At 67.7% G+C, this 23,682-nt stretch carries 19 protein-coding genes; 12 read left to right on the forward strand and 7 right to left on the reverse strand.

Features of this window, described 5'->3' with window-relative positions; genetic code table 11:
* The 3 genes from rpsR to rpsF form a co-directional block, all read right to left on the reverse strand.
* A partial coding sequence (rpsR, locus tag ACWDAG_RS15530; protein WP_450696326.1) for a 30S ribosomal protein S18 occupies positions 1 to 131 on the reverse strand: 131 nt, incomplete at its 3' end.
* A gap of 57 nt (positions 132 to 188) precedes the next feature.
* Positions 189 to 779 carry a single-stranded DNA-binding protein gene (locus tag ACWDAG_RS15535; protein WP_450696114.1) on the reverse strand — a complete coding sequence of 197 codons (591 nt, stop codon included), beginning with the start codon at positions 777 to 779 and terminating at the stop codon, positions 189 to 191.
* 78 nt (positions 780 to 857) lie between these two features.
* A complete protein-coding gene (gene rpsF, locus ACWDAG_RS15540) occupies positions 858 to 1,148 on the reverse strand; it encodes a 30S ribosomal protein S6 (protein WP_005482942.1) in 291 nt (96 codons plus the stop codon).
* A gap of 286 nt (positions 1,149 to 1,434) precedes the next feature.
* Between rpsF and ACWDAG_RS15545 the strand changes: the two genes are divergently transcribed.
* The 3 genes from ACWDAG_RS15545 to ACWDAG_RS15555 all read left to right on the forward strand — a co-directional run bounded on the left by ACWDAG_RS15545 (position 1,435) and on the right by ACWDAG_RS15555 (position 4,192).
* The gene (locus tag ACWDAG_RS15545; protein WP_365834099.1) at positions 1,435 to 1,749 is read left to right on the forward strand and encodes a hypothetical protein; all 315 of its coding nucleotides are present in this window, start codon (positions 1,435 to 1,437) and stop codon (positions 1,747 to 1,749) included.
* Between the two features lie 179 nt (positions 1,750 to 1,928).
* A complete protein-coding gene (gene femX / locus ACWDAG_RS15550) occupies positions 1,929 to 3,050 on the forward strand; it encodes a peptidoglycan bridge formation glycyltransferase FemX (protein WP_115907084.1) in 1,122 nt (373 codons plus the stop codon).
* Between the two features lie 110 nt (positions 3,051 to 3,160).
* Positions 3,161 to 4,192, forward strand: coding sequence for an alanine racemase (locus tag ACWDAG_RS15555; protein WP_365834097.1), 1,032 nt, complete (start codon positions 3,161 to 3,163; stop codon positions 4,190 to 4,192).
* 115 nt (positions 4,193 to 4,307) lie between these two features.
* On the opposite strand, the gene ACWDAG_RS15560 is transcribed toward ACWDAG_RS15555, so the two are convergent.
* From ACWDAG_RS15560 to ACWDAG_RS15570, 3 genes are all read right to left on the reverse strand, one after another.
* A complete protein-coding gene (locus ACWDAG_RS15560; RefSeq protein ID WP_450696115.1) occupies positions 4,308 to 5,816 on the reverse strand; it encodes a glycosyltransferase family 87 protein in 1,509 nt (502 codons plus the stop codon).
* An 85-nt stretch (positions 5,817 to 5,901) separates the two neighbouring features.
* The gene (locus tag ACWDAG_RS15565) at positions 5,902 to 6,375 is read right to left on the reverse strand and encodes a hypothetical protein (protein WP_450696116.1); all 474 of its coding nucleotides are present in this window, start codon (positions 6,373 to 6,375) and stop codon (positions 5,902 to 5,904) included.
* Between the two features lie 270 nt (positions 6,376 to 6,645).
* Positions 6,646 to 9,309 (reverse strand): transglycosylase domain-containing protein, encoded by a 2,664-nt coding sequence (locus ACWDAG_RS15570; protein ID WP_450696117.1) that lies wholly within the window; start codon positions 9,307 to 9,309, stop codon positions 6,646 to 6,648.
* Between the two features lie 352 nt (positions 9,310 to 9,661).
* Here ACWDAG_RS15570 and ACWDAG_RS15575 point away from each other — a divergent pair, with 352 nt between their 5' ends.
* The 4 genes from ACWDAG_RS15575 to ACWDAG_RS15590 all read left to right on the forward strand — a co-directional run bounded on the left by ACWDAG_RS15575 (position 9,662) and on the right by ACWDAG_RS15590 (position 13,496).
* Positions 9,662 to 10,345, forward strand: coding sequence for a helix-turn-helix transcriptional regulator (locus ACWDAG_RS15575; protein WP_450696118.1), 684 nt, complete (start codon positions 9,662 to 9,664; stop codon positions 10,343 to 10,345).
* A 44-nt stretch (positions 10,346 to 10,389) separates the two neighbouring features.
* A complete protein-coding gene (locus ACWDAG_RS15580; protein ID WP_450696119.1) occupies positions 10,390 to 11,472 on the forward strand; it encodes an inositol-3-phosphate synthase in 1,083 nt (360 codons plus the stop codon).
* 86 nt (positions 11,473 to 11,558) lie between these two features.
* Positions 11,559 to 12,821, forward strand: a complete 1,263-nt coding sequence (locus tag ACWDAG_RS15585) for an MFS transporter (protein WP_450696120.1) — start codon at positions 11,559 to 11,561, stop codon at positions 12,819 to 12,821.
* A gap of 123 nt (positions 12,822 to 12,944) precedes the next feature.
* Positions 12,945 to 13,496, forward strand: a complete 552-nt coding sequence (locus tag ACWDAG_RS15590; protein ID WP_450696121.1) for an LppU/SCO3897 family protein — start codon at positions 12,945 to 12,947, stop codon at positions 13,494 to 13,496.
* A 106-nt stretch (positions 13,497 to 13,602) separates the two neighbouring features.
* On the opposite strand, the gene ACWDAG_RS15595 is transcribed toward ACWDAG_RS15590, so the two are convergent.
* Positions 13,603 to 15,045, reverse strand: coding sequence for a CCA tRNA nucleotidyltransferase (locus tag ACWDAG_RS15595; protein WP_450696122.1), 1,443 nt, complete (start codon positions 15,043 to 15,045; stop codon positions 13,603 to 13,605).
* A gap of 259 nt (positions 15,046 to 15,304) precedes the next feature.
* On the opposite strand from ACWDAG_RS15595, the gene ACWDAG_RS15600 reads away from it, so the two are divergent.
* The 5 genes from ACWDAG_RS15600 to ACWDAG_RS15620 all read left to right on the forward strand — a co-directional run bounded on the left by ACWDAG_RS15600 (position 15,305) and on the right by ACWDAG_RS15620 (position 23,556).
* The gene (locus ACWDAG_RS15600) at positions 15,305 to 17,695 is read left to right on the forward strand and encodes a DUF6049 family protein (RefSeq protein WP_450696123.1); all 2,391 of its coding nucleotides are present in this window, start codon (positions 15,305 to 15,307) and stop codon (positions 17,693 to 17,695) included.
* Positions 17,696 to 17,739: 44 nt separating this feature from the next.
* A complete protein-coding gene (gene murJ, locus ACWDAG_RS15605; protein ID WP_450696124.1) occupies positions 17,740 to 20,016 on the forward strand; it encodes a murein biosynthesis integral membrane protein MurJ in 2,277 nt (758 codons plus the stop codon).
* Positions 20,017 to 20,154: 138 nt separating this feature from the next.
* Positions 20,155 to 21,873: a serine/threonine protein kinase gene (locus ACWDAG_RS15610; RefSeq protein ID WP_450696125.1), complete on the forward strand. Its 1,719-nt coding sequence runs from the start codon at positions 20,155 to 20,157 to the stop codon at positions 21,871 to 21,873.
* Positions 21,874 to 21,904: 31 nt separating this feature from the next.
* Positions 21,905 to 22,642: an RNA polymerase sigma factor SigM gene (gene sigM, locus ACWDAG_RS15615; RefSeq protein WP_450696126.1), complete on the forward strand. Its 738-nt coding sequence runs from the start codon at positions 21,905 to 21,907 to the stop codon at positions 22,640 to 22,642.
* Entirely contained in the window at positions 22,639 to 23,556 is a 918-nt protein-coding gene (locus tag ACWDAG_RS15620; RefSeq protein ID WP_450696127.1) for an anti-sigma factor family protein, read from the forward strand. The genes sigM and ACWDAG_RS15620 overlap by 4 nt, the downstream gene beginning before the upstream one ends.
* Positions 23,557 to 23,682: the final 126 nt, after the last annotated feature.

The raw sequence follows: 23,682 nt of genomic DNA on the forward strand, positions 1-23,682 counted from the left end.
GCACGGATCTTGCCGCGGTCGGAAATGAACTTCCGCAGCATGTTCGTGTCCTTGTAGTCCACGTACGTGACCTTGTCCTTGCAGAAAGCGCAGACCTTCTTCTTAGGCTTGCGCACAGGCGGCTTCGCCATGGTGTTTCTCCTGTGTGATCAAGAAGTTTGGGTACGACCCACCCTTCGGCCAAAGGCCTAGAAGGGGGGCTCGTCCGAGTAGCCGCCACCGCCGCCGCCGGAGTTTCCACCCCAGCCGCCGCCACCGCCGCCGCCCTGCTGGCCACCGGCGGGAGCGCCGGTCGCCCACGGGTCGTCGGCGGGAGCACCGCCGCCCTGCTGACCGCCGCCGGAGTTTCCACCCCAGCCGCCGCCACCCTGGCCGCCACCGCCGCCGTAACCGCCCTGACCCTGCCCACCGCGGCCGGCGGTCTTGGTGACCTTGGCCGTGGCATTGCGCAGGCTGGCGCCGACTTCCTCGACGTCCAGTTCGTAGACCGTGCGCTTGACGCCCTCACGGTCCTCGTAGGACCGCTGCTTCAGCCGGCCCTGCACGATGACGCGCATGCCTCGCTGGAGCGACTCGGCGACGTTCTCCGCCGCCTGACGCCAGACCGAGCAGGTCAGGAACAGGCTCTCGCCGTCCTTCCACTCGTTCGTCTGGCGGTCGAAGGTACGGGGAGTGGACGCGACACGGAACTTCGCGACCGCCGCACCGGAAGGGGTGAAGCGCAGCTCGGGGTCATCGACAAGATTGCCGACGACCGTGATGACGGTCTCGCCTGCCATGGGGGAACCTCTCGGCGGGTTTGCTGCTGGCTGCTTGGTGCTGCTACTCGAATCCCGGGATCAACTGAGCGGGAGAGCTCAGTGGGTCTCGGGGCGGAGGACCTTGGTCCGGAGGACCGACTCGTTCAGGTTCATCTGGCGGTCGAGCTCCTTGACGACCGCAGGCTCGGCCTGCAGGTCGATGACCGAGTAGATGCCCTCGGGCTTCTTCTTGATCTCGTACGAGAGACGACGACGGCCCCAGGTGTCGACCTTCTCGACCTTGCCGTTGCCCTCACGGACGACGGAGAGGAAGTTCTCGATCAGGGGGGCGACAGCGCGCTCCTCCAGATCGGGGTCGAGGATGACCATCACCTCGTAGTGACGCATGTGGAACCCACCTCCTTTGGACTCAGCGGCCACGGTCGTTCCGTGGCAGGAGGGTCGTGATGCGTACGCAACGGTATCGGCCGCCACTGACAATCGGGGGTCGGCGAGCGACATCCCCGGACTGGCCTGGACGGTTCCCTGGCTCTGCCTGGGCAGACACCGGTGCAGACCGTACAGACTACCTGCACACCTGCTTCCGGTTGAAATCCGGCCGTGAGGGCCGTCAATCTGTACACATCGGGTGTGCATGGCGCTACGATGCGCCGTCTTCCGCAGGAGGTGCCCCATGGCACAGGCATTGCGACCCAACACCGTCGGAGGCCTTTTCGCCACGGACGGAAAGCCCCACCCCATCCAGGACACGCTGCTCGCGGTGACCCTGGTTGTCGGAGTGACGGCGTTCGTGACGGGCTTCTTCCACAACCTGCACCTGCTCAGCTCCTGGGCCGGCCTGGTGGGGATCCTCACCGGTGCGTACGGCCAGTGGATCTCGGAGACGACCCGCGAGCGCTTCGGACTCATCCTGGGTCTCGGGGCCTCGGCAGTCGGCTTCTTCCTCGGCATGGCGCACGGCGGCCTCTTCGGTGGGGTCATCGGCTGAAGCCAGGGACACCGGCTCTCCAACCCCAGACAAAGCGCCACTGAACGCCCCGGCGGCAGACAAGCCGAGGTGCAGGTGCCGTACGCCCAGTCGGGGCGCTCGCAAGGCGCAGTAGGCTTCGGCGCGAGAGCCGGAGCCCCTGTACCCATGGGGACACACCAGCCCGAGGAGCGCCCCGAATGAGCCTGACCCTGAGGACGATCAGCCGCGAGCAGCATCTGGCGTACATCCAGAGCCTGCCCTCGGCGAGCCACATGCAGGTTCCGGCCTGGGCCGATGTCAAGGCGGAGTGGCGCTCCGAGAGCCTCGGCTGGTTCGACGAGCGCACCGGCGAGATGGTCGGGGCCGGCCTCGTCCTCTACCGCCAACTGCCCAAGATCAAGCGCTACTTGGCCTATCTGCCCGAGGGCCCGGTCATCAACTGGTTCGCGCCGAATCTGACCGAGTGGCTGGAACCGATGCTCGCGCACCTGAAGCAGCAGGGTGCCTTCTCCGTGAAGATGGGTCCGCCGGTGATCATCCGGCGCTGGGAGGCCGGCTCCATCAAGCAGGGCATCCAGAGCCCGGACGTGAAGCGGCTGCGCGACATCGAGGCGGACTTCATCGAACCGCGCGCCTTCGAGGTGGCCGACAAGCTGCGCCGTATGGGCTGGCAGCAGGGCGAGGACGGCGGGGCGGGCTTCGGCGACGTACAGCCCCGCTATGTCTTCCAGGTGCCGCTGGCGAACCGGTCCTTGGAAGAGGTCCACAAGAACTTCAACCAGCTGTGGCGCCGCAATATCAAGAAGGCCGAGAAGGCCGGCGTCGAGGTCGTCCAGGGCGGCTACCAGGACCTTGAGGAATGGCAGCGGCTGTACGAGATCACGGCCGTGCGTGACCATTTCCGGCCGCGCCCGCTGTCGTACTTCCAGCGCATGTGGACGGCCCTCAACACCGAGGACCCCAACCGCATGCGGCTGTACTTCGCGCGGCACAACGGCGTGAACCTGTCGGCCGCGACCATGCTGATCGTCGGCGGGCACGTCTGGTACTCCTACGGCGCCTCCGACAACATCGGCCGTGAGGTCCGGCCCTCGAACGCGATGCAGTGGCGGATGCTGCGCGACGCGTACGCCCTCGGCGCGACCGTCTACGACCTGCGCGGCATCTCCGACTCCCTGGACGAGACCGACCACCTCTTCGGCCTGATCCAGTTCAAGGTGGGCACCGGCGGGCAGGCTGCCGAGTACCTCGGCGAGTGGGACTTCCCTCTCAACAAGCTGCTCCACAAGGCACTCGACATCTACATGTCGCGCCGCTGAGACCCACCGGCCCCCGCCGTTTGCTTCGATTGCTCCGACAAGTCCGACAGCCTCGTTCGCTTCCATATCTTTGATACACCGCAGCCACGAGAAAGGTTCCAGGTCCGGCCATGGCGCTCACGCTCTACGTCGACACCGCGCGCTGGCGTGCGCACCACAAGCACGTGCAGGACCAGTTCCCAGGGCTCGTCCCGGTCTGCAAGGGCAACGGCTACGGCTTCGGGCACGAGCGGCTGGCGGAGGAGGCCACACGGCTGGGCTCGGACGTCCTCGCCGTCGGCACGACCTACGAGGCCGCCCGCATCAAGGACTTCTTCGGCGGTGACCTGCTGGTGCTGACGCCGTACCGGCGCGGCGAGGAGCCCGTCCCGCTGCCCGACCGGGTCATCCGCTCGGTGTCGTCGGTGGACGGCGTGTACGGCCTCGTGGGCGCCCGTGTGGTCATCGAGGTGATGTCCTCGATGAAGCGGCACGGCATCAGCGCGCAGGACCTGCCGCAGCTGCACGCCGCCATTGAGAACGTCCGCCTCGAGGGCTTCGCCATCCACCTGCCCCTGGACCGCACGGACGGCTCCGACGCCGTCGAGGAGGTCATCGGCTGGATGGACCACCTGCGTGCCGCCCGCCTGCCCCTGCACACGATGTTCGTCAGCCACCTCAAGGCCGACGAACTCCACCGGCTCCAGCAGCAGTTCCCGCAGACCCGCTTCCGCGCCCGAATCGGCACGCGGCTGTGGCTGGGGGACCACGAGGCCACCGAGTACCGCGGGGCGGTCCTGGACGTCACCCGTGTCGCCAAGGGGGACCGGTTCGGCTACCGCCAGCAGAAGGCGGCCTCCGACGGCTTCCTGGTGGTCGTGGCGGGCGGCACGTCGCACGGGGTGGGCCTGGAGGCTCCGAAGGCGCTGCACGGCGTCATGCCGCGCGCCAAGGGCGTCGCCCGGGCCGGCCTCGCCACGGTGAACCGGAACCTTTCTCCGTTCGTCTGGGGCGGCAAGCAGCGCTGGTTCGCGGAGCCGCCGCACATGCAGGTCTCCATCCTCTTCGTGCCGGCGGACGCACCGGAACCGAAGGTCGGCGAGGAGCTGGTGGCCCATCTGCGGCACACCACCACGCAGTTCGACCGCATCGTCGACCGCTGAGCGAGGGCGTCGGCCGACCAAAAGGCCGTACACGGTAGCTACCGTGTACGGCCTTTTCGCATGTCGGCAACGGGGCCGCCTCTGGGTCGCCCACCGCCACCGATGACCTGTTCGCTCAGAGTGAACCGTCCGTGGAAGATGCTGTTCCATTAATGCCCCACTCGACCTGCGGCCCGTCGAAATGAGCGGCGTGCCGCGGCGGACGAGCCGCAGCGCCAAGGACGAAGACGTCCTCCGCGCCGTCCAGCACGCCCCCTGACGGGTCGTCGTCACCGGCCCGGCGCACCGGATCCCGCTCCGGCATGAGGATGTCGCGCACGACGACGCCGCAGAGGTAGAGCGTCCCCAGCAGGTGCACGCCGATGGCCCAGTGGTAGCCGTCCTGCGGCAGTCCCTTATGAGCGTCCCCACTGGTCGTGTACGCGAGATACAGCCAGATGCCGAGGAAGTACGCGACCTCGCACGCCTGCCAGATCAGGAAGTCCCGCCACTTCGGCCGGGCCAGCACAGCGAGCGGAACCAGCCACAGGACGTACTGCGGGGAGTAGACCTTGTTGGTGAGGATGAACGCCGCGACGATCAGGAAAGCGAGCTGGGCGAAGCGCGGGCGACGCGGAGCGGTCATGGTGAGCACGCCAAGACCCACGAAACACAGCACCACCAGCGCCGTGGCCAGGTTGTTGACGGTGTCGGTGGTGAGGGGGTCGGTGGAGTTCTGAGCCATGATCAGCCAGAACGACCCGAAGTCCACGCCCCGGTCATGGCTGAACTTGTAGAACTGCGACCAGCCGTCCCAGGCGAAGAGCATCACCGGCAGGTTCACGGCGAGCCAGGCGACGACTGTTCCTGCCAGGGCCTTGCCGAAGTCCCGCCACCTGCCCGCACGCCAGCACAGCAGGAGCAGTGGACCCAGCAGGAACACGGGATAGAGCTTGGCAGCCGTGGCAAGCCCCAGGAGGACACCGAACGCGAGTGAGCGGCTCCGGGACCACATCAGCATCGCCGCAGCCGTCAGAGCGACCGCCAACAGGTCCCAGTTGATGGTGGCGGTGAGCGCGAAGGCGGGTGCCAGGGCGACCAGCAGACCGTCCCAGGGACGTCGGGCGTGGGTACGGGCCACGCAGACCGCGATGACGGCCGCGCACACCATCAGCATCCCGGCGTTGACCATCCAGTACCACTGCTCCTGGTCCTGGATGCTGCCGCTGCCCGGCGTGAGCCAGGAGGCGACTTCCATGAACACGCCGGTCAGAACGGGGTACTCGAGGTACGGCATGTCGCCGGAGAGCTTGTCGAAGTACGGCACGAGGCCGTCGGCGAAACCGCGGCCCTGGTACAGGTGCGGGATGTCCGAGTAGCACGCCTTCGTGTACTGCGAGCTGGCGCCGAAGAACCACGCGCCGTTGTAGCAGGGCGCCTTCTGGATCAGCCCGAGGGCGAACATGCCGATCGCCACGAGCGCGACGACCCGTACGGGAGTCCACCAGGACGTCCCGAGCAGGGCGCGCCGCCCCAGAGGTCCGCCGATCAGCTCGCTGCCGGACGCGGCGACCTCGTCCTCCTTGGTCGGCCGCACCGGGTCCTGCTCGTGCACGCTCGCTTGCGTCGATTCTGCGCTGGCCATGCCGCACATCCTGCCGTACGTGTCCAGGAGTACGCCGAGGGCCGCCGCACCTGGTGGTGCGGCGGCCCTCGTGACGGAAGCACCGTCAGCCGATGGTCGGCGATCCGCCGAGATCCCAGGTGTGCGCGCCGTCACCATTGTTGTTGATGTTGTAGCGGACGCTGCCGTCCGCGCTCCATCCTCCGGTCCCGCTCGCCGTCGTGGACGACATGAACCCGCAGTGGAGACTTCCGCTGTGCGAGGTTCCGTGCTCGTCGAAGGAACCCGAGTCATACAGGTTGAGGTCGCCTGACAAGCTGCACGTGGTCTCGTGCTTCACGACATCGTTGCGCTCGACACGAACGTGGATGTCAAACTGCTCGAAATTGGCTACGACGCCGCCACCGTCGCCCCACGTGCCCTCCGCATACGCCAGGTGCACGCCGCCGCTCTTCCTTATACAGAACCTGATCTTCACGTCGACGTTGTACCCAGGAGTGTCGAACTCGTTGGATTGATAGGCGCTACACCTATCTGCAGCTGCGGCCTGCGGTGCACCCGCGAATGCGAGACCGGTCATGAAAGTGGCACCCGCGAGGGCCGTAACGCCTATTTTCTTGAATGAGCGAGACATTTGAACTTACTCCACCCCGATTTTATTCCACCCCGATTTGGTCAACCCAAAATTTAGCACAGAGATTCGATCACCAACAAGGGTTTACGGCGTCTCGATCAGAATGATTTCGACCATTTTCGCCGCAGACCGCCCCATCCCACTCAACTGCGAATGGAGCCGGTCGCAGCCCTGATGATGGGGCAACCGGCTCCATTCGAAGTGACCCGACAATACCTACCCGGCGGGGCCCGCGAAGAGCCCTCCGTTGCCGTTGCCTCTGCTGTTGCCGGTCCCTGACGTGTCCGTGGCCGTCGGCGTTGAGGTCACGCCTCCGTCGGTGCCGCCGGTGTCCGTACCGCCGGTGTCCGTGCACTGCCAGCCGAACTTGCACGACTCGCTCGCCGAGGGCGACGGGCTCGTCAAGGTCTCACTGGGCGACGGACTCGGTGACGGGCTCGTCAAGGTCTCACTGGGCGTCGGAACGGCCGTCGGGCTCGGCACGTCGTTGACGACCTCCCCAATGGGCTCCGGCGGCGGGAAGTTCTTCACCGGCTCGTTCTTCAGCGCCTCCGCCATGTAGTCGTGCCAGATTTCGGCCGGGAACGACGCACCGTGGATCTTCTTCTGACCGCCCGTTCCATACATCTTCAGGAAGGTGCGGTTCTTCTCCGACTCGTCGTCGTTGTACCGGAACATCGTGATCGACGTGGACAGCTGCGGGGTGTAGCCCACGAACCAGGCGGACTTATTGCCGTCGGTGGTACCAGTCTTGCCGGCCACATCACGGCCCGTCAGCTGAGCAGCGGTGCCTGTGCCCTTGTCGACAACGGTCTTGAGGACGTCTGTCACGTTATCGGCGACCTTTGGGGTGAATACTTCCTTCGCAGCGTCCTTGTGCTGATAATCCACCCCCTTCTCGCTCGTGACTTTCTCCACCGAGTACGGATCGCGCTTCTCACCGCTGGCCGCGAAAGTGGCGTAAGCGCCAGCCATGCGGATCGCACTCGGGTCGGAAATACCAATCGAGAACGACGGATAGCTCGTACCAGTGAGGCTGTTCTCCTTGAGGCCGGCGTCCATGGCCGCCTCCTTCACCTTGTCCAGCCCGACGTCCATTCCGAGCTGCACATAGGCGGAGTTCACCGACTCCCGCATCGCCTCACGCAAGTCGATCTGGTACTTGGGCGGACTGCCGTACGACTCGTTGCCGTCGTTGGTCTGCAGCCACTCCTCGCCCTTGTCGTTCTTCCAGACCGTGTTGTCGTACTCCTTGATCTTGAGCTTGTTCTGGCCGCTGTACAGGCTCTTCGGAGAGACCTGCGTACGTTCGTCCTGCGCCTGCTCCGGGCCGAGGCTCTTGTCCCGCACGCCCCACTTCATCGCCGCCGCCAGCACGAACGGCTTGAACGTCGAACCGACCTGAGCACCGGTGACGTCGGCGTTGTTGGTGAAGTGCTTGGTCGCGTCCTCGCCGCCGTAGATGGCCTTGATGGCGCCGGTCGTCGGGTCCACGGAAGCGCCGCCGAACTGGACGTGGGTGTCCGTCTTCGGACGTTCCTTGGGCTTGATGTTGTTCTTCTGGACGTTCTTGACCGAGGCCTCGAGCTCCTTGACCTTCTTCTTGTCGAAAGTCGTGTAGATCGAGTAGCCGCCCCGCTGCAGGTCGTTGGCGGTGATGTTGGTGTTGTTGATCAGATACGCCTTCGCCAAGTCCACGAGGTAGCCGACCTGGCCGGCGAGCTGGGTGTTCGACCGCGGGTTCTTCACGTCGGGGAGCTTGGTGTACTTGGCTCGGGTCGCCGCGTCCAGGTGGTGGTACTGGACCATCTTGTCGAGGGTGTTCTGCATCTGGCGCAGCGCACGCCTGCTGTTGTCCTCCGGGGTGGCCGCCGGGTCGATGGAGGTGGCGCCCGCCGGGTCGTAGTACGTGGCGCCCTTGAGCATCGCCGCCAGGAACGCGCACTCGCCCGGGTTCAGCTGGACGGAGTCCTTGTTGAAGTACGCGCGGGCGGCCGCCTGGATGCCGTAGGCGTTGCGCCCGTAATACGCAGAGTTCAGGTAGCCCTGCATGATCTTGTCCTTGGAGACCGTGGCGCCCACCTTTATCGAGATGAAGATCTCCTTGAACTTACGCGTGATCGTCTGGGACTGGTCGTCCAACCGCGCGTTCTTGACGTACTGCTGAGTGATGGTGGAGCCACCCTGCGTCTCGCCGCCCCGGGCCATGTTGAACACGGCGCGGGCGATGCCCTTCGGGTCGATGCCGCTGTCGGTGTAGAAGGTCTTGTTCTCCTGCGAGACGACGGCGTACTGCATCGCCTTGGGGATCTGCGAGAGGTTGACGATCTGGCGGTTCGTCTCACCGCCCGTGGCGACCATCTCGCTCTTGTCGGACCAGTAGAAGACGTTGTTCTGCGCCGTCGCCGTGTCGGCCTCATTCGGGACGCTCACCATGGCGTACCCGATGCCCGCCACGGCCACCAGGCTTCCGATGAAGCCGATGAACAGGCCTGTCACCAGCTTCCACGACGGCACCCAGCGCGCCGCGCCGTACTTGCCCGCGCGCGGATAGTCGATCAGGCGTTTCCTGCCGGGATCGGGTGCTCGCCCTCTGCCCCGGCCGGGTCCGCCGGGCGCGCCGCGTCGACCTCCGCGGCCCGGTTCGGCCGCTCTGCGGCGGCCGCCTCCTGTTCTCTGTGCCGCGCGGCGGGCTTCGGCGCGGCCGCTGTACGACCGCTCCTCGTCAGTCGACCCCTGGCCCAGTCCGTAATCGGCCGGGGACCCGGTGGCGCCCCGCGGTGCCGCGCGGCGGCCGGAGGACGAGCCGGACTGGCCGCGTCGGGCCGCGGCACGTCCGCCTCCCTGCGGCTGCGGCGGTTTGCGACGGTGCTCGCTCATCGAACGACTACTCCTCGGGCAGGCGCACCCCTGCGCGCCTGGAAACGGCGGCTGGTTTCCGGTCCCCCCGAAGTACGGATGTGGTCGATCCCGCATTCACCCGTACTGCGCCGGAAGCCACGACACACCCTGGCGTCACTCGGCTCCCGGTGATTTGCATGCCGCACAGACTACGCACCGCCAAAACCCACTGAGCCCCAGAGTTCACCCCAAATCAGGCAACTTGCCTCGGATGAATAAGTGATGTGATCCCGTTCACCGTCTCCCCACTTGTCGCATCCGGAAGGCCGTTCTATCGTCATGATGTATCGAGTCGATACATCGGAGCGAGACAAGGCCAGGAGGCGAGCGGATGAGCCGGCGTTCCGGGATCCTTGAGTTCGCCGTACTCGGCCTGCTCCGCGAGTCCCCGATGCACGGCTATGAGCTGCGGAAACGACTCAACACGTCACTGGGCGTGTTCCGTGCGTTCAGCTACGGAACGCTCTACCCCTGCCTCAAGACGCTGGTCGCCAACGGCTGGTTGATCGAAGAGCCGGGACACACCTCCGAGGACGCCCTCGCGGCGCCACTCGCAGGGCGTCGCGCCAAGATCGTCTACCGGTTGACGGCGGAAGGTAAGGAGCACTTCGAGGAGCTGCTCTCACAGACGGGCCCCGACGCGTACGAGGACGAGCACTTCGCCGCCCGTTTCGCCTTCTTCGGGCAGACGTCGCGCGATGTGCGCATGCGCGTGCTGGAGGGCCGCCGCAGCCGGCTCGAGGAGCGTCTGGAGAAGATGCGCGCCTCCCTGGCGCGCACCCGGGAGCGCCTCGACGACTACACGCTTGAGCTCCAGCGCCACGGGATGGAGTCCGTGGAGCGCGAAGTGCGCTGGCTGAACGAGCTCATCGAGAGCGAGCGGGCCGGACGGGACCTGAAGGGTCCCGCCTCCGGGGGGTCCGCTCAGCAGAACAACACATCTGGAGCGCCGGGCGTCCTGCCCCGTCCCGGGGACACCCCCGGGACGGATACGCCCGACGACACCGCCACGTGAGAGTCCAGTCAGGGCCTCACTCGTACACACAGGGAGCAACCGGAATGGGTTCGGTTCGCGTAGCCATCGTCGGTGTGGGCAACTGCGCCGCGTCACTGGTTCAGGGAGTCGAGTACTACAAGGACGCCGATCCGGCGTCCAAGGTCCCCGGCCTGATGCACGTCCAGTTCGGCGACTACCACGTCCGTGACGTCGAGTTCGTCGCCGCCTTCGACGTCGACGCGAAGAAGGTCGGCCTCGACCTCGCGGACGCCATCGGCGCCTCCGAGAACAACACCATCAAGATCTGCGACGTGCCCACCTCCGGTGTCACCGTCCAGCGCGGCCACACCCTCGACGGCCTCGGCAAGTACTACCGCGAGACCATCGAGGAGTCCGACGCCGATCCCGTCGACGTCGTCCAGGTCCTCAAGGACAAGCAGGTCGACGTGCTCGTCTGCTACCTGCCGGTGGGTTCCGAGGACGCGGCGAAGTTCTACGCCCAGTGCGCCATCGACGCCAAGGTCGCCTTCGTCAACGCCCTCCCGGTCTTCATCGCCGGTACCAAGGAGTGGGCGGACAAGTTCACCGAGGCGGGCGTCCCGATCGTCGGTGACGACATCAAGTCGCAGGTCGGCGCCACCATCACGCACCGCGTCATGGCGAAGCTGTTCGAGGACCGGGGCGTCATCCTGGACCGCACGATGCAGCTGAACGTCGGCGGCAACATGGACTTCAAGAACATGCTCGAGCGCGAGCGCCTGGAGTCCAAGAAGATCTCCAAGACGCAGGCCGTCACCTCCCAGATCCCCGACCGGGACCTCGGCGAGAAGAACGTCCACATCGGCCCGTCCGACTACGTCGCCTGGCTGGACGACCGCAAGTGGGCGTACGTCCGCCTCGAGGGCCGTGCCTTCGGTGACGTCCCGCTGAACCTGGAGTACAAGCTCGAGGTCTGGGACTCCCCGAACTCCGCGGGTGTCATCATCGACGCCCTGCGCGCCGCGAAGATCGCCAAGGACCGCGGCATCGGCGGCCCGATCCTGTCGGCCTCCAGCTACTTCATGAAGTCTCCGCCGGTCCAGTACTTCGACGACCAGGCCCGGGAGAACGTCGAGAAGTTCATCAAGGGTGAGGTCGAGCGCTAAGCGCCGGCACAACTGCTCCTGCCAGGGCGTCGAGGGTCCCCGGGTTGCACGCCCGGGGACCCTCCCCGTATGTGAGGCTGTGCCCCATGGCCGTCGTCCGTGATCTGCGCACTCTTCTGCGCTTCGCGAACTTCCGGCGCCTGCTCGCCGTACGCCTGCTCTCCCAGGGCGCCGACGGCGTCTACCAGGTCGCACTCGCCGCCTACGTCGTCTTCTCGCCGGAGAAAGAGACCTCGGCCACCGCGGTCGCCTCCGCCATGGCGGTCCTGTTGCTCCCGTACTCCCTGGTGGGCCCCTTCGCCGGCATCCTCCTGGACCGCTGGCGCCGCCGCCAGGTCTTCCTCTACGGCAACCTGCTGCGCGCCCTACTGGCGTCGGCGACAGCGGCCCTGATCCTCAGCCACGCTCCGGACTGGCTCTTCTACGTCTCCGCGCTGTGCGTGACCGCCGTCAACCGTTTCGTCCTCGCGGGACTGTCCGCCGCGCTGCCGCGCGTCGTCGACGCCGAGCGGCTGGTGATGGCCAACTCCCTTTCCCCGACCGCCGGTACGCTCGCCGCGACCGCGGGCGGCGGTCTCGCCTTCGTCGTACGGCTGGTGGTGGCGGACTCCGACGCCGCCGTGGTCCTGCTGGGCGCCGCCCTCTATCTGTTCGCGGCACTCGCGTCGCTGCGCCTGGCACCGGAACTGCTGGGGCCGGACGCCGAGTTGGTGCAGCCGAGGCTGGCCACGGCGCTCACCGGCACGGCCCGCGACCTGACGGCAGGTGTACGACACCTCGCGGCACCCCCGCGCCGGGAAGCGGCCTGGGCACTCGTCACGATGACCCTGATGCGCTTCTGCTACGGCGCGTTGCTGGTCATGCTGCTGATGCTGTGCCGGTACACCTTCGCCTCCACCACGGACGACGGACTGCGCCTGCTGGGGCTGGCGTTGGGGACTTCCGCCGCCGGCTTCTTCGCGGCGGCCGTGGTGACGCCCTGGGCTGCGGGGCGCCTCGGTCCGGGCCGCTGGATCGTGGTGTGCGCCGCGGCGGCCGCCGTCCTGGAACCTGCCCTCGGACTTCCGTTCGCCATCGCTCCGATGCTGGTCGCGACGTTCGTCCTCGGCCTCACCACCCAGGGCGCGAAGATCGCGACGGACACGGTCGTGCAGTCCTCCGTGGACGACGGCTTCCGGGGTCGGATCTTCTCCGTCTACGACGTCCTGTTCAACGTGGCCTTCGTCGGGGCGGCGGCGGTGGCAGCGCTGATGCTGCCGCCGGATGGGCGGTCAGTACCGCTGGTCGTCACGGTCGCCGTTGTCTACGCGGCGGTCGCGGCGGCCATGGCCCGCTTTGAGTGCCGGTAAGTGTCACATCAAGGCCACAGAGTCCCTCCGGGTTACAGAAGTGTCAGTGGCAGCCGATAACTTACCGGGGTCTTACACGGCTCTTATGCAGGCCGCTCACCAACTCTTCAGAGGGACCCTCACGTGACCACTCCGCCCCAGGGCCAGAACCCGTTCGCACAGGGCCAGGCGCCTTACCCTCCTCAGGGCCAGGCACCGTATCCGCCCCAGGGCTCGGCTCCTTATCCGCCCCAGGGCGGCTACCCGCAGCAGCCGGGGCAGCCGGGTGTTCCCCCGCAGGCGCCCTACGCGCCGTTCCCCAATCAGGGCGGCGCACCGGTGCCGCCGCCCGCACCGGCGGGCAAGCGCATGGGCAAGAAGGCCATACGCATCATCGGGGCCATCGTCGTCGCCGTCATCGTCGGCCTCCTCAAGTTCGGTGCCGGCTGGTTCCTGACCCGCGACGACGCGGAGACGACGTCAGTGGGGGCCTGCATGCACAACGACGGTTCCAACAAGGATCCCGAGCTCAAGGAAGTGGACTGCTCTTCCAGCGAGGCCCAGTACAAGGTGGTCCAGAAGTTTGACGGCTCCAGCGACGACAGCAAGTGCGAGGCCGTCACGGAGGCAACGATCTCGTACGTCCAATACGGCCACGGCCACGACGTGGTGCTCTGCTTGAAGGATGCCAAGTAACAGCCCGGCTGCCATGAAATGTGGGGCGGTGTTTCACGTGAAACACCGCCCCACCGCGCATCCCAGGGGGCATGTTTCACGTGAAACATGCCCCCGTTTCACAGCCTCAGCTCTGCTCAGTCCACCATTCCTTGAGCGCCGCCACCGCCGCATCGTGCTCCATCGGCCCGTTCTCCAGCCGCAGCTCCAGCAGGAACTTGTAGGCCTGACCGACGGCCGGGCCGGGGCCTACGCCGAGGATCTCCATGATCTGGTTCCCGTCGAGGTCGGGACGGATCGCGTCCAGCTCCTCCTGCTCCTGGAGCTGGGCGATGCGTTCCTCCAGACCGTCGTACGCCCGGGACAGCGCCGCCGCCTTGCGCTTGTTCCGCGTCGTGCAGTCCGAGCGGGTCAGCTTGTGGAGGCGGTCGAGGAGTGGCCCGGCGTCACGGACGTAGCGACGGACCGCCGAGTCCGTCCACTCGCCCGTGCCGTAGCCGTGGAACCGCAGGTGCAGTTCGACCAGACGTGAGACGTCCTTCACGAGCTCATTGGAGTACTTGAGCGCCGTCATACGCTTCTTGGTCATCTTCGCGCCGACCACCTCGTGGTGGTGGAACGAGACCCGACCGTCCTGCTCGAAGCGGCGGGTGCGCGGCTTGCCGATGTCGTGCAGCAGCGCGGCCAAGCGGAGAGTCAGGTCCGGGCCGTTCTCCTCCAGCGCGATCGCCTGTTCCAAGACGATCAGCGTGTGCTCGTAGACGTCCTTGTGCCGATGGTGCTCGTCACGCTCCAGCCGCAGCGCCGGGAGCTCCGGCAGTACATGGTCCGCGAGACCGGTCTCCACCAACAGCGTCAGGCCCTTCCGCGGGTTCGCGGACAGGATCAGCTTGTTCAGCTCGTCCCGGACCCGCTCGGCCGAGACGATCTCGATACGGCCGGCCATCTCCTTCATGGCCGTCACGACCTCAGGAGCCACCTCGAAGTCGAGCTGCGCGGCGAAGCGTGCGGCCCGCATCATCCGCAGCGGATCGTCGGAGAAGGACGCCTCGGGAGTGCCGGGGGTGCGCAGGACGCGCGCGGCGAGATCGTCCCGTCCGCCGTGCGGGTCGATGAACTTCTTCTCCGGGAGGGCGAGGGCCATCGCGTTGACGGTGAAGTCCCGCCGGACGAGATCTTCCTCGATGGAGTCGCCGTACGACACCTCGGGCTTGCGCGAGGTGCGGTCGTAGGCCTCCGACCGGTAAGTCGTCACCTCGATCTGGAAGCCGTTCTTCTGAGCTCCGACCGTCCCGAAGGCGATGCCCACCTCCCACACGGCATCCGCCCATGGACGGACGATCTTCAGGACGTCCTCGGGCCGTGCGTCGGTCGTGAAGTCGAGATCGTTGCCGAGCCGGCCGAGCAGCGCGTCCCTGACCGAGCCTCCGACCAGGGCGAGCGAGAACCCGGCCTCCTGGAAACGGTGGGCGAGGTCGTCGGCGACAGGATCCACCCGCAGCGGTTCGCTCGGCACGCGGTGCGGCTCCTGGATCGGGGCACTGAGGTTGGCTTCGTTGGCGTTCGGCACAACAGAAGAGGGTACGTGGCCGGGGCGACCGCAAGCGCCTCCATTAAACGTTCACGGACACCTCGGCAGATACGGGCACAAGGGACGCCCTTGAGGTGTACAGGTGGCGCTCCCCTTTATACGGTCACATAAAGGACAGGTCGGCCCTGCCTCCCGATCTTGTGCGGCAGTCCGCGGCACTTCCCCTCAGCGCGCATCGTTACCATGCGTGGACGCACATTCCGACGACCACTGACGACGACGAGGGACGGACGAGCGCGTGGCCGAGGCGGCAGACTTCCAGGGGACGAATCCCTCACCTGCCCGCCGGTGGCTGCGGCGCACCGGAGCACTGCTCGCAGGGGCGCCTCTGCTGGCCGGCCTCCTCCAGCTGCCCTGCGCGGCTTCCGCGAACGCTACTGGTCAGACGTCCCCCCAGGACGCCTCAGGCTCGGGTTCGGTGGCCGTCGCCCTCGATTCGCTCAGCCCCTATGTCCCCACGGACGGCGACACGCTGACCGTGTCGGGCACCGTGACCAACAACGGCAAGCAGACGGTCACCGGAGCCCACGTGGGACTGCACGTGGGCCCCCAGCTGAACACACGCTCGGCCATCGAGGACATCGCCCAGGACAGTGGCAACGTCCAGGGCGCGACCGGCTCGGAGATCGGCGACAAGTACGTCGAGAAGTTCTCCAAGCTCACTCCGGGCGTCGCCGAGCCCTTCAGTATCACCGTGCCGGTCGACAAGCTGAACCTCGGTGACGACGGGGTCTACCAGTTCGCCGTCTCGCTGTCCGGCCAGACGTCCGCGCAGCCGTGGAACCACGTCCTCGGCATCCAGCGGACCTTCCTGCCCTGGCAGCCCGACGAGGCCGACACCAAGACGAAGACGACGTTTCTGTGGCCGCTGGTCTCCACCGTCCACATGACGGCGGAGACAGGTTCGAACGAGCAGCAGACACCCGTCTTCCTCAATGACGATCTCGCCAAGGAGATCTCCCCGGGCGGCCGCCTGGACGAGATGCTGTCCCTGGGCGAGAGCCTCGACGTCACGTGGGTGATCGACCCGGACCTGCTGGCCTCGGTCGACGCGATGACCCGCAACTATCGGGTGCGGGCCGCAGGCAACACCACCACGGCGGGCACGCACCAGGCGGTCGCCAAGCAGTGGCTCGCCGAACTGCAGAGGGCGGTGGCCGACAAGGAGGTCGTCGCGCTGCCCTTCGCCGACCCGGACCTCGCCTCCCTCGCCCACAACGGCACGAGCGTGACCGGCTCGCTGAGCCACCTCAAGGAGGCCACCGACGTCGTGGCCAACACGGTGGAGCCGATCCTCCACGTGAAGCCGAGCACGGACTTCGCCTGGCCCGTGGACGGCGCCGTCGACCCGTCGATCGTGAAGGTCGCCACCTCCGCCGGCGCCGACCAGGTCATCGCGCGCAGCGACAGCCTCCAGGAGACCGGCGGCCTGTCCTACACCCCCTCCGCGGCACGTCCGATCGGCGGCGGCACCACGGCGGTGGTCGCGGACGCCCGCCTGTCGCAGGCATTCCAGGGCGACCTCACGACGGCCTCTGACGGCACCCTCGCCGTGCAGCAGTTCCTTGCCCAGAGCCTGGCCCTCAACCTCCAGACGAACAAGCAGCGCAGCATCGTCGTCGCTCCCCAGCGCATGCCCACGACACACCAGGCCCAGACCATGGCCGACGCACTGGGCGCCCTCCAGAGCGGCAACTGGTCCGAGTCCCAGAAGCTCACGTCGGCCGCCAAGGCCAAACCGGACCCGGGTGCCACGACGAACGTGCCGTCGACATCCGCGTACCCGTCCTCGCTGCGCAAGCAGGAGCTGCCGCGCTCGGCCTTCGAGGAGATCGCGACCACACAGGACGAACTCGACAACTTCAAGGTGATCCTCAGCGACGAGTCCCGTGTGGTGACCCCCTTCGGGCGCGCCATGAACCGCGGGATGTCCACGTCGTGGCGGGGCGACGCGGCCGCCGCGGCGAGCTTCCGCGACGACGTCGACAGCCACCTCACCGATCTGACCGGACAGGTCAAGCTGATCGACAAGTCCGACACCAAGCTCTCCGGACGCAGCGCCACCATCCCCGTGACCGTCCAGAACAATCTGGTACAGGGTGTCCAGCACCTGACGCTGCGCCTCACCTCGACGAGCCCCACCCGCCTCCAGATCGGCGGTCACGCCTACCAGGAGCAACCGGTGACGGTCTCCGGCGGGCACAGCCAGACGGTGAAGTTCACCACGACGGCCAAGGCCAACGGCCAGGCGACGGTGGTCGCCCAGCTGTACACGGAGGACGGCCAGGAATACGGCCACGCCGTCACCTTCGACGTCAAGGTCACCGAGTTCACGGCCACCGTGATGCTGGTCATCGGCGGCGGCTTCCTCCTGCTCGTCCTCGCCGGCTTCCGGATGTACACACAGCGCAAGCGGGCGGCCGCTCGGGAGGCCGAGGAGGGCGGTCCCGACGAGGCCGGCGAGCCCACCGAGGGGCCGAAGAACCCCGAGGGCCCCGAAGACCGTCTCAAGGAGGAGTCCGGCACCGACGCCCGGGCAGACGACCCTGAGCAGCCGAGTGACCCGACACCGGACACCGCACCGGAAAGCAACGACCCGTCCGGCACGGGTGAGAGAGTGGACCGTTGAGGATGTCGTGGCCGGTGGGCCCGGGACGATGAGGTGGGGTAACCATGAACGCGCCGTACGACGGTGACCGCGGCCAGGCCGCGGGCAGCTCGGGCCCCCCCGAGGGCCCGCTGCCCGAGCACGGCCAGGTACCGCCGCAGCCCCCCGCGGACATGTACCTCCAGGACGCCTACGACCAGGACCCCTACCGGGCACAGGACCTCTCCGCGCAGGACCCGGTCGCCGAGGCCCTCTACGACCGCGCCGCGCACCCCCCGCCGCCCCCGGGGACCTACCAGCCGCAGCAGCCGCTGTACGCCCAGCCGCCTCAGTCCCCGCACGCCCCCGACTCCCGGGTCTGGGCGCAGACACCGGCGCCGGAGCCGGACGGCCCGAGCCAGTACCTCCCGTACGGCGACGACCCCCGCACGACCCAGTACGTGGGCGTCGACGATCTGGTCACCCAGGCCGGCGAGGAGCGCCACGAGCCGGACGCCTTCGCGCATCTCTTCCGGGACCAGCAGCAGAACGGCGGATACCCGCCGTCGGATCCCCCGTCGGTGCCCGGCCCGGCGGCCGCGCCGGGTGCGTCGACGCCGACCCAGCAGTACCAGGCTCCGGCGCCACCCACGCCCGCGACCGACCAGACCATGAACCTCGGCACCACGCCGCCCGCGGCTCCGACGCCCCCAGCAGCTCCTGTGGCCCCGGCGAAGAAGGGCGGCGGCCTGCTCAAGTCCAGCGCCGTGATGGCGGCAGGCACGATGGTGTCGCGCCTCACCGGGTTCATCCGCTCGGCGCTGATCGTGTCAGCGCTGGGCACCGCACTCCTCGGCGACACCTTCCAGGTTGCCTACCAGCTGCCGACCATGATCTACATCCTCACAGTCGGTGGCGGTCTCAACTCCGTCTTCGTGCCGCAGCTCGTTCGCGCCATGAAGGAGGACGAGGACGGTGGCGAGGCTTTCGCCAACCGACTGCTGACCTTGGTGATCGTGGCCCTCGCGGCGCTCACCGCGGTCGCTGTCTTCGCCGCACCGCTACTGGTACGGGTGCTGTCGGTGAAGGTTGCCGACGACCCAGCCGCCAATGAAGTCGCCGTCACCTTCACCCGCTACTTCCTGCCCTCGATCTTCTTCATGGGCATCCACGTGGTGATGGGCCAGATCCTCAACGCCCGCGGCAAGTTCGGGGCGATGATGTGGACCCCGGTCCTGAACAACATCGTCATCATCGTGACGCTGGGCATGTTCTTCTGGGTGTACGGCACCTCGGCGAGCTCCGGCATGACGGTCACCAACATCCCGCCGGAGGGCCAGCGCCTCCTCGGCATCGGCGTGCTTCTCGGACTCGTCGTGCAGGCGCTGGCGATGATCCCGTACCTGCGTGAGACCGGATTCCGACTACGGCTGCGTTTCGACTGGAAGGGCCACGGGCTCGGCAAGGCGGCGATGCTCGCCAAGTGGACGGTGCTGTTCGTCCTCGCAAACCAGGCCGGCGCCCTCGTCGTCACCCAGCTGGCCACCGCGGCCGTCAAGGACACCAACATCGCCGGAACCGGCTTCAGCGCCTACGCCAACGCCCAGCTGATCTGGGGCCTGCCGCAGGCCATCATCACCGTCTCCCTGATGGCCGCCCTGCTGCCCCGCATCTCGCGCTCGGCGGCGGAGGACGACGGCGGCGCCGTCCGCGACGACATCTCCCAGGGCCTGCGCACCACGGCCGTCGCCATCGTCCCGATCGCCTTCGGCTTCCTCGCCCTTGGCATCCCGATGTGCACCCTGATTTTCGGCACCTCCGGCACCGGAGCCGCCACCAACATGGGCTACATGCTGATGGCCTTCGCCCTCGGCCTGATCCCGTACTCCGTGCAGTACGTCGTCCTGCGCGCGTTCTACGCCTACGAGGACACCCGCACGCCCTTCTACAACACGGTCATCGTGGCCGCGGTCAACGCGGGCGCCTCGGCGCTGTGTTACGTCGCGCTGCCGTCCCGCTGGGCCGTGGCCGGCATGGCCGCCTCGTACGGCCTCGCCTATGCGATCGGCGTCGGTGTCGCCTGGAACCGGCTGCGCAAGCGGCTGGGCGGCGACCTGGACGGCGCCCGCGTCCTGCGGACGTACGCCAGGCTCTGCATCGCCTCGGTGCCCGCAGCGGCCCTCAGCGGCGCGGCCTGCTACGAGATCGGCCACACGCTCGGCCAGGGCGTCGTCGGATCCCTCGCGGCCCTGCTGGCCGGCGGCGTGGTCCTGCTCGGGATCTTCTTCCTGGCCGCCCGCAAGATGCGCATCGAGGAGCTGAACTCACTGGTCGGCATGGTCCGTGGGCGTCTTGGACGCTGACGCGGGGGTACGCGCACAACCATCGTCCGCCACCGCGTGTCGTGCATAGCGGCGGACTGTGGGCACAATTGGTTTCGGCGTCGGACAGCGCGCACGGATGTTGGCCGGCGCGCGATGAATGGGGAGGCAGGAACGACGGTGGCGGAACGGAGTACGGCTGCCGTCGACGTGGCAGACAACAGCGGCGACGAACCGCTGACCGCAGAGGCGGACCAGTCCACGGCCGACGGGGTGGCCCAGAACCGGGAGCGGGACACGGAGATCGACGAGGCACAGGGGAGTGGCGGGACCGAGGGTCCCGGGAAGGCCTCACCACCCGAGCTGCACAGCGGCCACAAACTCGCCAGACGGTACCGGCTCGAGGAGTGCGTCACCCGTCTGGACGGATTCAGCAGTTGGCGTGCCGTGGACGAGAAGCTTCGCCGCGCCGTCGGCGTCCACATCCTGCCCGCGGACCATTCACGGGCGCGTTCGGTGCTGGCCGCGGCCCGCTCCTCGGCGCTGCTCGGTGATCCCCGCTTCGTCCAGGTGCTGGACGCCGTCGAGGAGAACGACCTCGTCTACGTCGTCCACGAGTGGCTGCCCGACGCCGTCGAGCTGAGCACCCTGCTCGCCTCCGGCCCGCTGGAGCCGCACGACGCGTACCAGATGGTCAGTCAGATCGCCTCCGCCATGGCTGCGGCGCACCGCGAGGGCCTGGCCCATCTGCGGCTGAACCCCAACGCCGTGCTGCGCACCTCCAGCGGCCAGTGGCGCATCCGTGGCCTCGCCGTGAACGCCGCGCTGCGCGGCATCAGTTCGGACACCCCACAGCGCACCGACACTGAGTCCGTCGGCGCGCTCCTGTACGCGGGGCTCACCCAGCGCTGGCCGTACGAGAACGACGCGTACGGCCTGTCGGGGCTGCCCAAGGACGTCGGTCTGATCGCACCCGACCAGGTGCGGGCCGGTGTCCACCGCGGTCTGTCCGAGCTGTCCATGCGCGCACTCGCCAACGACGGGGCGACCGCCTCCCGCCACGAATCCCCGTGCACCACGCCGGAGGAACTGGTGAAGGCGATCGGCGAAATGCCCCGCATCCGCCCGCCGGAGCCCGCGTTCACCGCGCCGCCGGAGTACCAGCGCACCACGTACCAGCAGGGCACGTACGGCCGCCCGGCGCCGCACCCCGGCGCCACCCAGCCGGTTCCAACTCCTCCGGCCCCGCTGCAGAGCCGCACCGGCAAGGCCCTGAAGTGGGCGGTCTCGGCCCTCCTCATCGCGGCCCTTGGCCTGGGCAGCTGGCAGCTCGCGGACGCGCTCATGGACAACAACAAGTCCGACGACACGAACAAGACGCAGACGAACGACGGACACGACAAGAACGGCGACAACAACAAGCCGTCCAAGGCCCTTGGGATTCACGGATCTCAGGAGTTTGTCGCCAAGGGTGATGCCCAGCACCCCAATGACGTCGAGAAGACCTACGACGGCAAAACGTCCACGTACTGGAAGACCAACACCTTCATAGAGGGCCCGGCCCTCGCGCCCTACAAGCCGGGCGTGGGAATCGTCTACGACCTCGGCTCGAGCCAGAAGCTCACCGCGGCAACCGTCGGGCTCCGCTACCCCGGCCCTCACACCACCGTCGACCTGTACTCTGCCGACTCACTCACACCGTCGTCGCTGAGTGACATGACAAAGGTCGGCAGCATCACCACGAATGGAACCGCCGCGACGGTGAAGATCTCCAAGGCGGTGAAGACGCAGTACGTCCTCGTGTGGCTCACCGCTGTGCCGTACTCGGGCTCCGACCCGAGTGCCTACACCGGCGCCGGCTACAAGCAGGCGATCACCGAAGTGAAGTTCACCGGCTGACAACGCACCGCATCCCAGGGGAGGGGGTCCGATGGCAGATGACACCGCATACGGCGACGCAAGCGATCAGGACCTCCTGGCCCGCCATGTAGAGGGCGACCCGGACGCCTTCAGTGAGCTTGTGCGGCGTCATCGTGACCGGCTGTGGGCGGTGGCCCTGCGGACGCTGGGGGACCGGGAGGAAGCCGCTGACGCCGTTCAGGACGCCCTCGTCTCGGCCTACCGAGCCGCCCACACCTTCCGGGGGCAGTCGGCCGTCACGACGTGGCTGCACCGGATCACGGTGAACGCCTGCCTCGACCGCGCCCGTAAGGCCGCCTCGCGCAAGACGTCCCCCGTCGACGACACCGAGCGGCTGGAGCAGTTGCTGGAGCCCCATGAGGAGGCATCGGCTCCCGCAGAGCGCAAGGATCTGCACCGGCAGCTGTTGGAGGCCCTCGGCACCTTGCCGCCCGATCAGCGTGCCGCCGTCGTCCTCGTGGACATGCAGGGATACCCGGTCGCCGAAGCCGCCCGCGTACTCGACGTCCCGACCGGCACCGTGAAGAGCCGCTGCGCCCGCGGCAGAGCCAGACTCCTGCCGCTCCTCACCCATCTGCGGCCGGAAACCGCCGCTGGCGGCAAGGAACAGGGCGAGGGGCGGAACCGGACCCAGGGGACATCCGTCCCACCGGCAGCGGGACCACCGGCTGCCGGTCCACGCGGTACAGGGCCGGATACGGGGCCAAGTGATTCAGCTGCTGTGAAGGGCGGAGGTGGGCGAGCGTGACATCCACGACGGACATGGCCGGACACCCGGACGTCGCCGAAATCTCCGACCTCACCGAGGGCCTGCTTCCGCCCTCCCGGACTACGGATCTACGGCGGCACCTGGACGAGTGCGAGCTCTGCGCGGACGTCTACGCGTCACTGGAGGAGATCCGAGGGCTGCTCGGTTCGGTGCCGGGCCCGACCCGTATGCCGGCCGATGTCGCAGGCCGTATCGATGCCGCGCTCGCTGCCGAGGCACTGCTGAACGCGTCGGCACCGGATGCCATGGACGCCCCGACGCTCGTCGGCGCCTCCCGTTCCACGGACGACGCCCGTGACAGCGCGCATGTTTCACGTGAAACATCGGCAACAGCAGACCGTCCCGCGGGGCATTCCCGCGCCTCCACCACCGGGCCGGGGCGCAAGCAGCGCAAGCGGGGAGGCCGTCGAAGGGGCGCCATCCTGGGCACCGTCTTCACAGTCGCCGCACTGGGCTTCGGCTCCATCCTGCTCACGTCGCTGAACGACGGGAAACCACCCGCCTCTGAGGCCCAGGGCCGGGAGCCCGCCACCGCGGACACCTTCTCGGAGGCCAACCTGGAGGGCCAGGTAACCGGTCTCCTCAAGAGCCACGGCTCCGGCAGCGGCTCCCATGCTCCGCACAGTCTCGGCGTGGAGGGCGGCACCAACCAGCCCAAGGTCTTCAAGGAGCCCACAGTGCCGGACTGCGTCCGAAACGGCATCGGACGCACCGACCCGGCGCTCGCGACGAAACCAGGGACCTACAAGAGGACGGACGTCCTGCTCGTGGTCATGTCGGACGCCTCCGCCAGCACCAAGGTGACCGCGTACATCGTGGATGCGAGCTGTGTGAGTCATGCGTCCGCCGCCAAGGCAAAGGTTCTCCTGACACACTCCTACACCCGCCCCTGAACGCGCACGCTTCGTCTCTGTCCTGCGTGGTATTCCGTACCGTGTCGCGTCTCCGTGTGCCCGGACACAGTGGGAATGCGCGCCCCTTAGGATCCGTTGGGTGGGGTGAGAGTCCTGAGAGGGGCT

The sequence above is a fragment of the Streptomyces sp. NPDC001157 genome, from assembly GCF_053598255.1.

Coding starts and splice junctions, on each gene's coding strand:
- ACWDAG_RS15535 (WP_450696114.1), bottom strand. CDS start 779: ATGGCAGGCGAGACCGTCATCACGGTCGTCGGCAATCTTGTCGATGAC.
- rpsF (WP_005482942.1), bottom strand. CDS start 1,148: ATGCGTCACTACGAGGTGATGGTCATCCTCGACCCCGATCTGGAGGAG.
- ACWDAG_RS15545 (WP_365834099.1), top strand. CDS start 1,435: ATGGCACAGGCATTGCGACCCAACACCGTCGGAGGCCTTTTCGCCACG.
- femX (WP_115907084.1), top strand. CDS start 1,929: ATGAGCCTGACCCTGAGGACGATCAGCCGCGAGCAGCATCTGGCGTAC.
- ACWDAG_RS15555 (WP_365834097.1), top strand. CDS start 3,161: ATGGCGCTCACGCTCTACGTCGACACCGCGCGCTGGCGTGCGCACCAC.
- ACWDAG_RS15560 (WP_450696115.1), bottom strand. CDS start 5,816: ATGGCCAGCGCAGAATCGACGCAAGCGAGCGTGCACGAGCAGGACCCG.
- ACWDAG_RS15565 (WP_450696116.1), bottom strand. CDS start 6,375: ATGACCGGTCTCGCATTCGCGGGTGCACCGCAGGCCGCAGCTGCAGAT.
- ACWDAG_RS15570 (WP_450696117.1), bottom strand. CDS start 9,309: ATGAGCGAGCACCGTCGCAAACCGCCGCAGCCGCAGGGAGGCGGACGT.
- ACWDAG_RS15575 (WP_450696118.1), top strand. CDS start 9,662: ATGAGCCGGCGTTCCGGGATCCTTGAGTTCGCCGTACTCGGCCTGCTC.
- ACWDAG_RS15580 (WP_450696119.1), top strand. CDS start 10,390: ATGGGTTCGGTTCGCGTAGCCATCGTCGGTGTGGGCAACTGCGCCGCG.
- ACWDAG_RS15585 (WP_450696120.1), top strand. CDS start 11,559: ATGGCCGTCGTCCGTGATCTGCGCACTCTTCTGCGCTTCGCGAACTTC.
- murJ (WP_450696124.1), top strand. CDS start 17,740: ATGAACGCGCCGTACGACGGTGACCGCGGCCAGGCCGCGGGCAGCTCG.
- sigM (WP_450696126.1), top strand. CDS start 21,905: ATGGCAGATGACACCGCATACGGCGACGCAAGCGATCAGGACCTCCTG.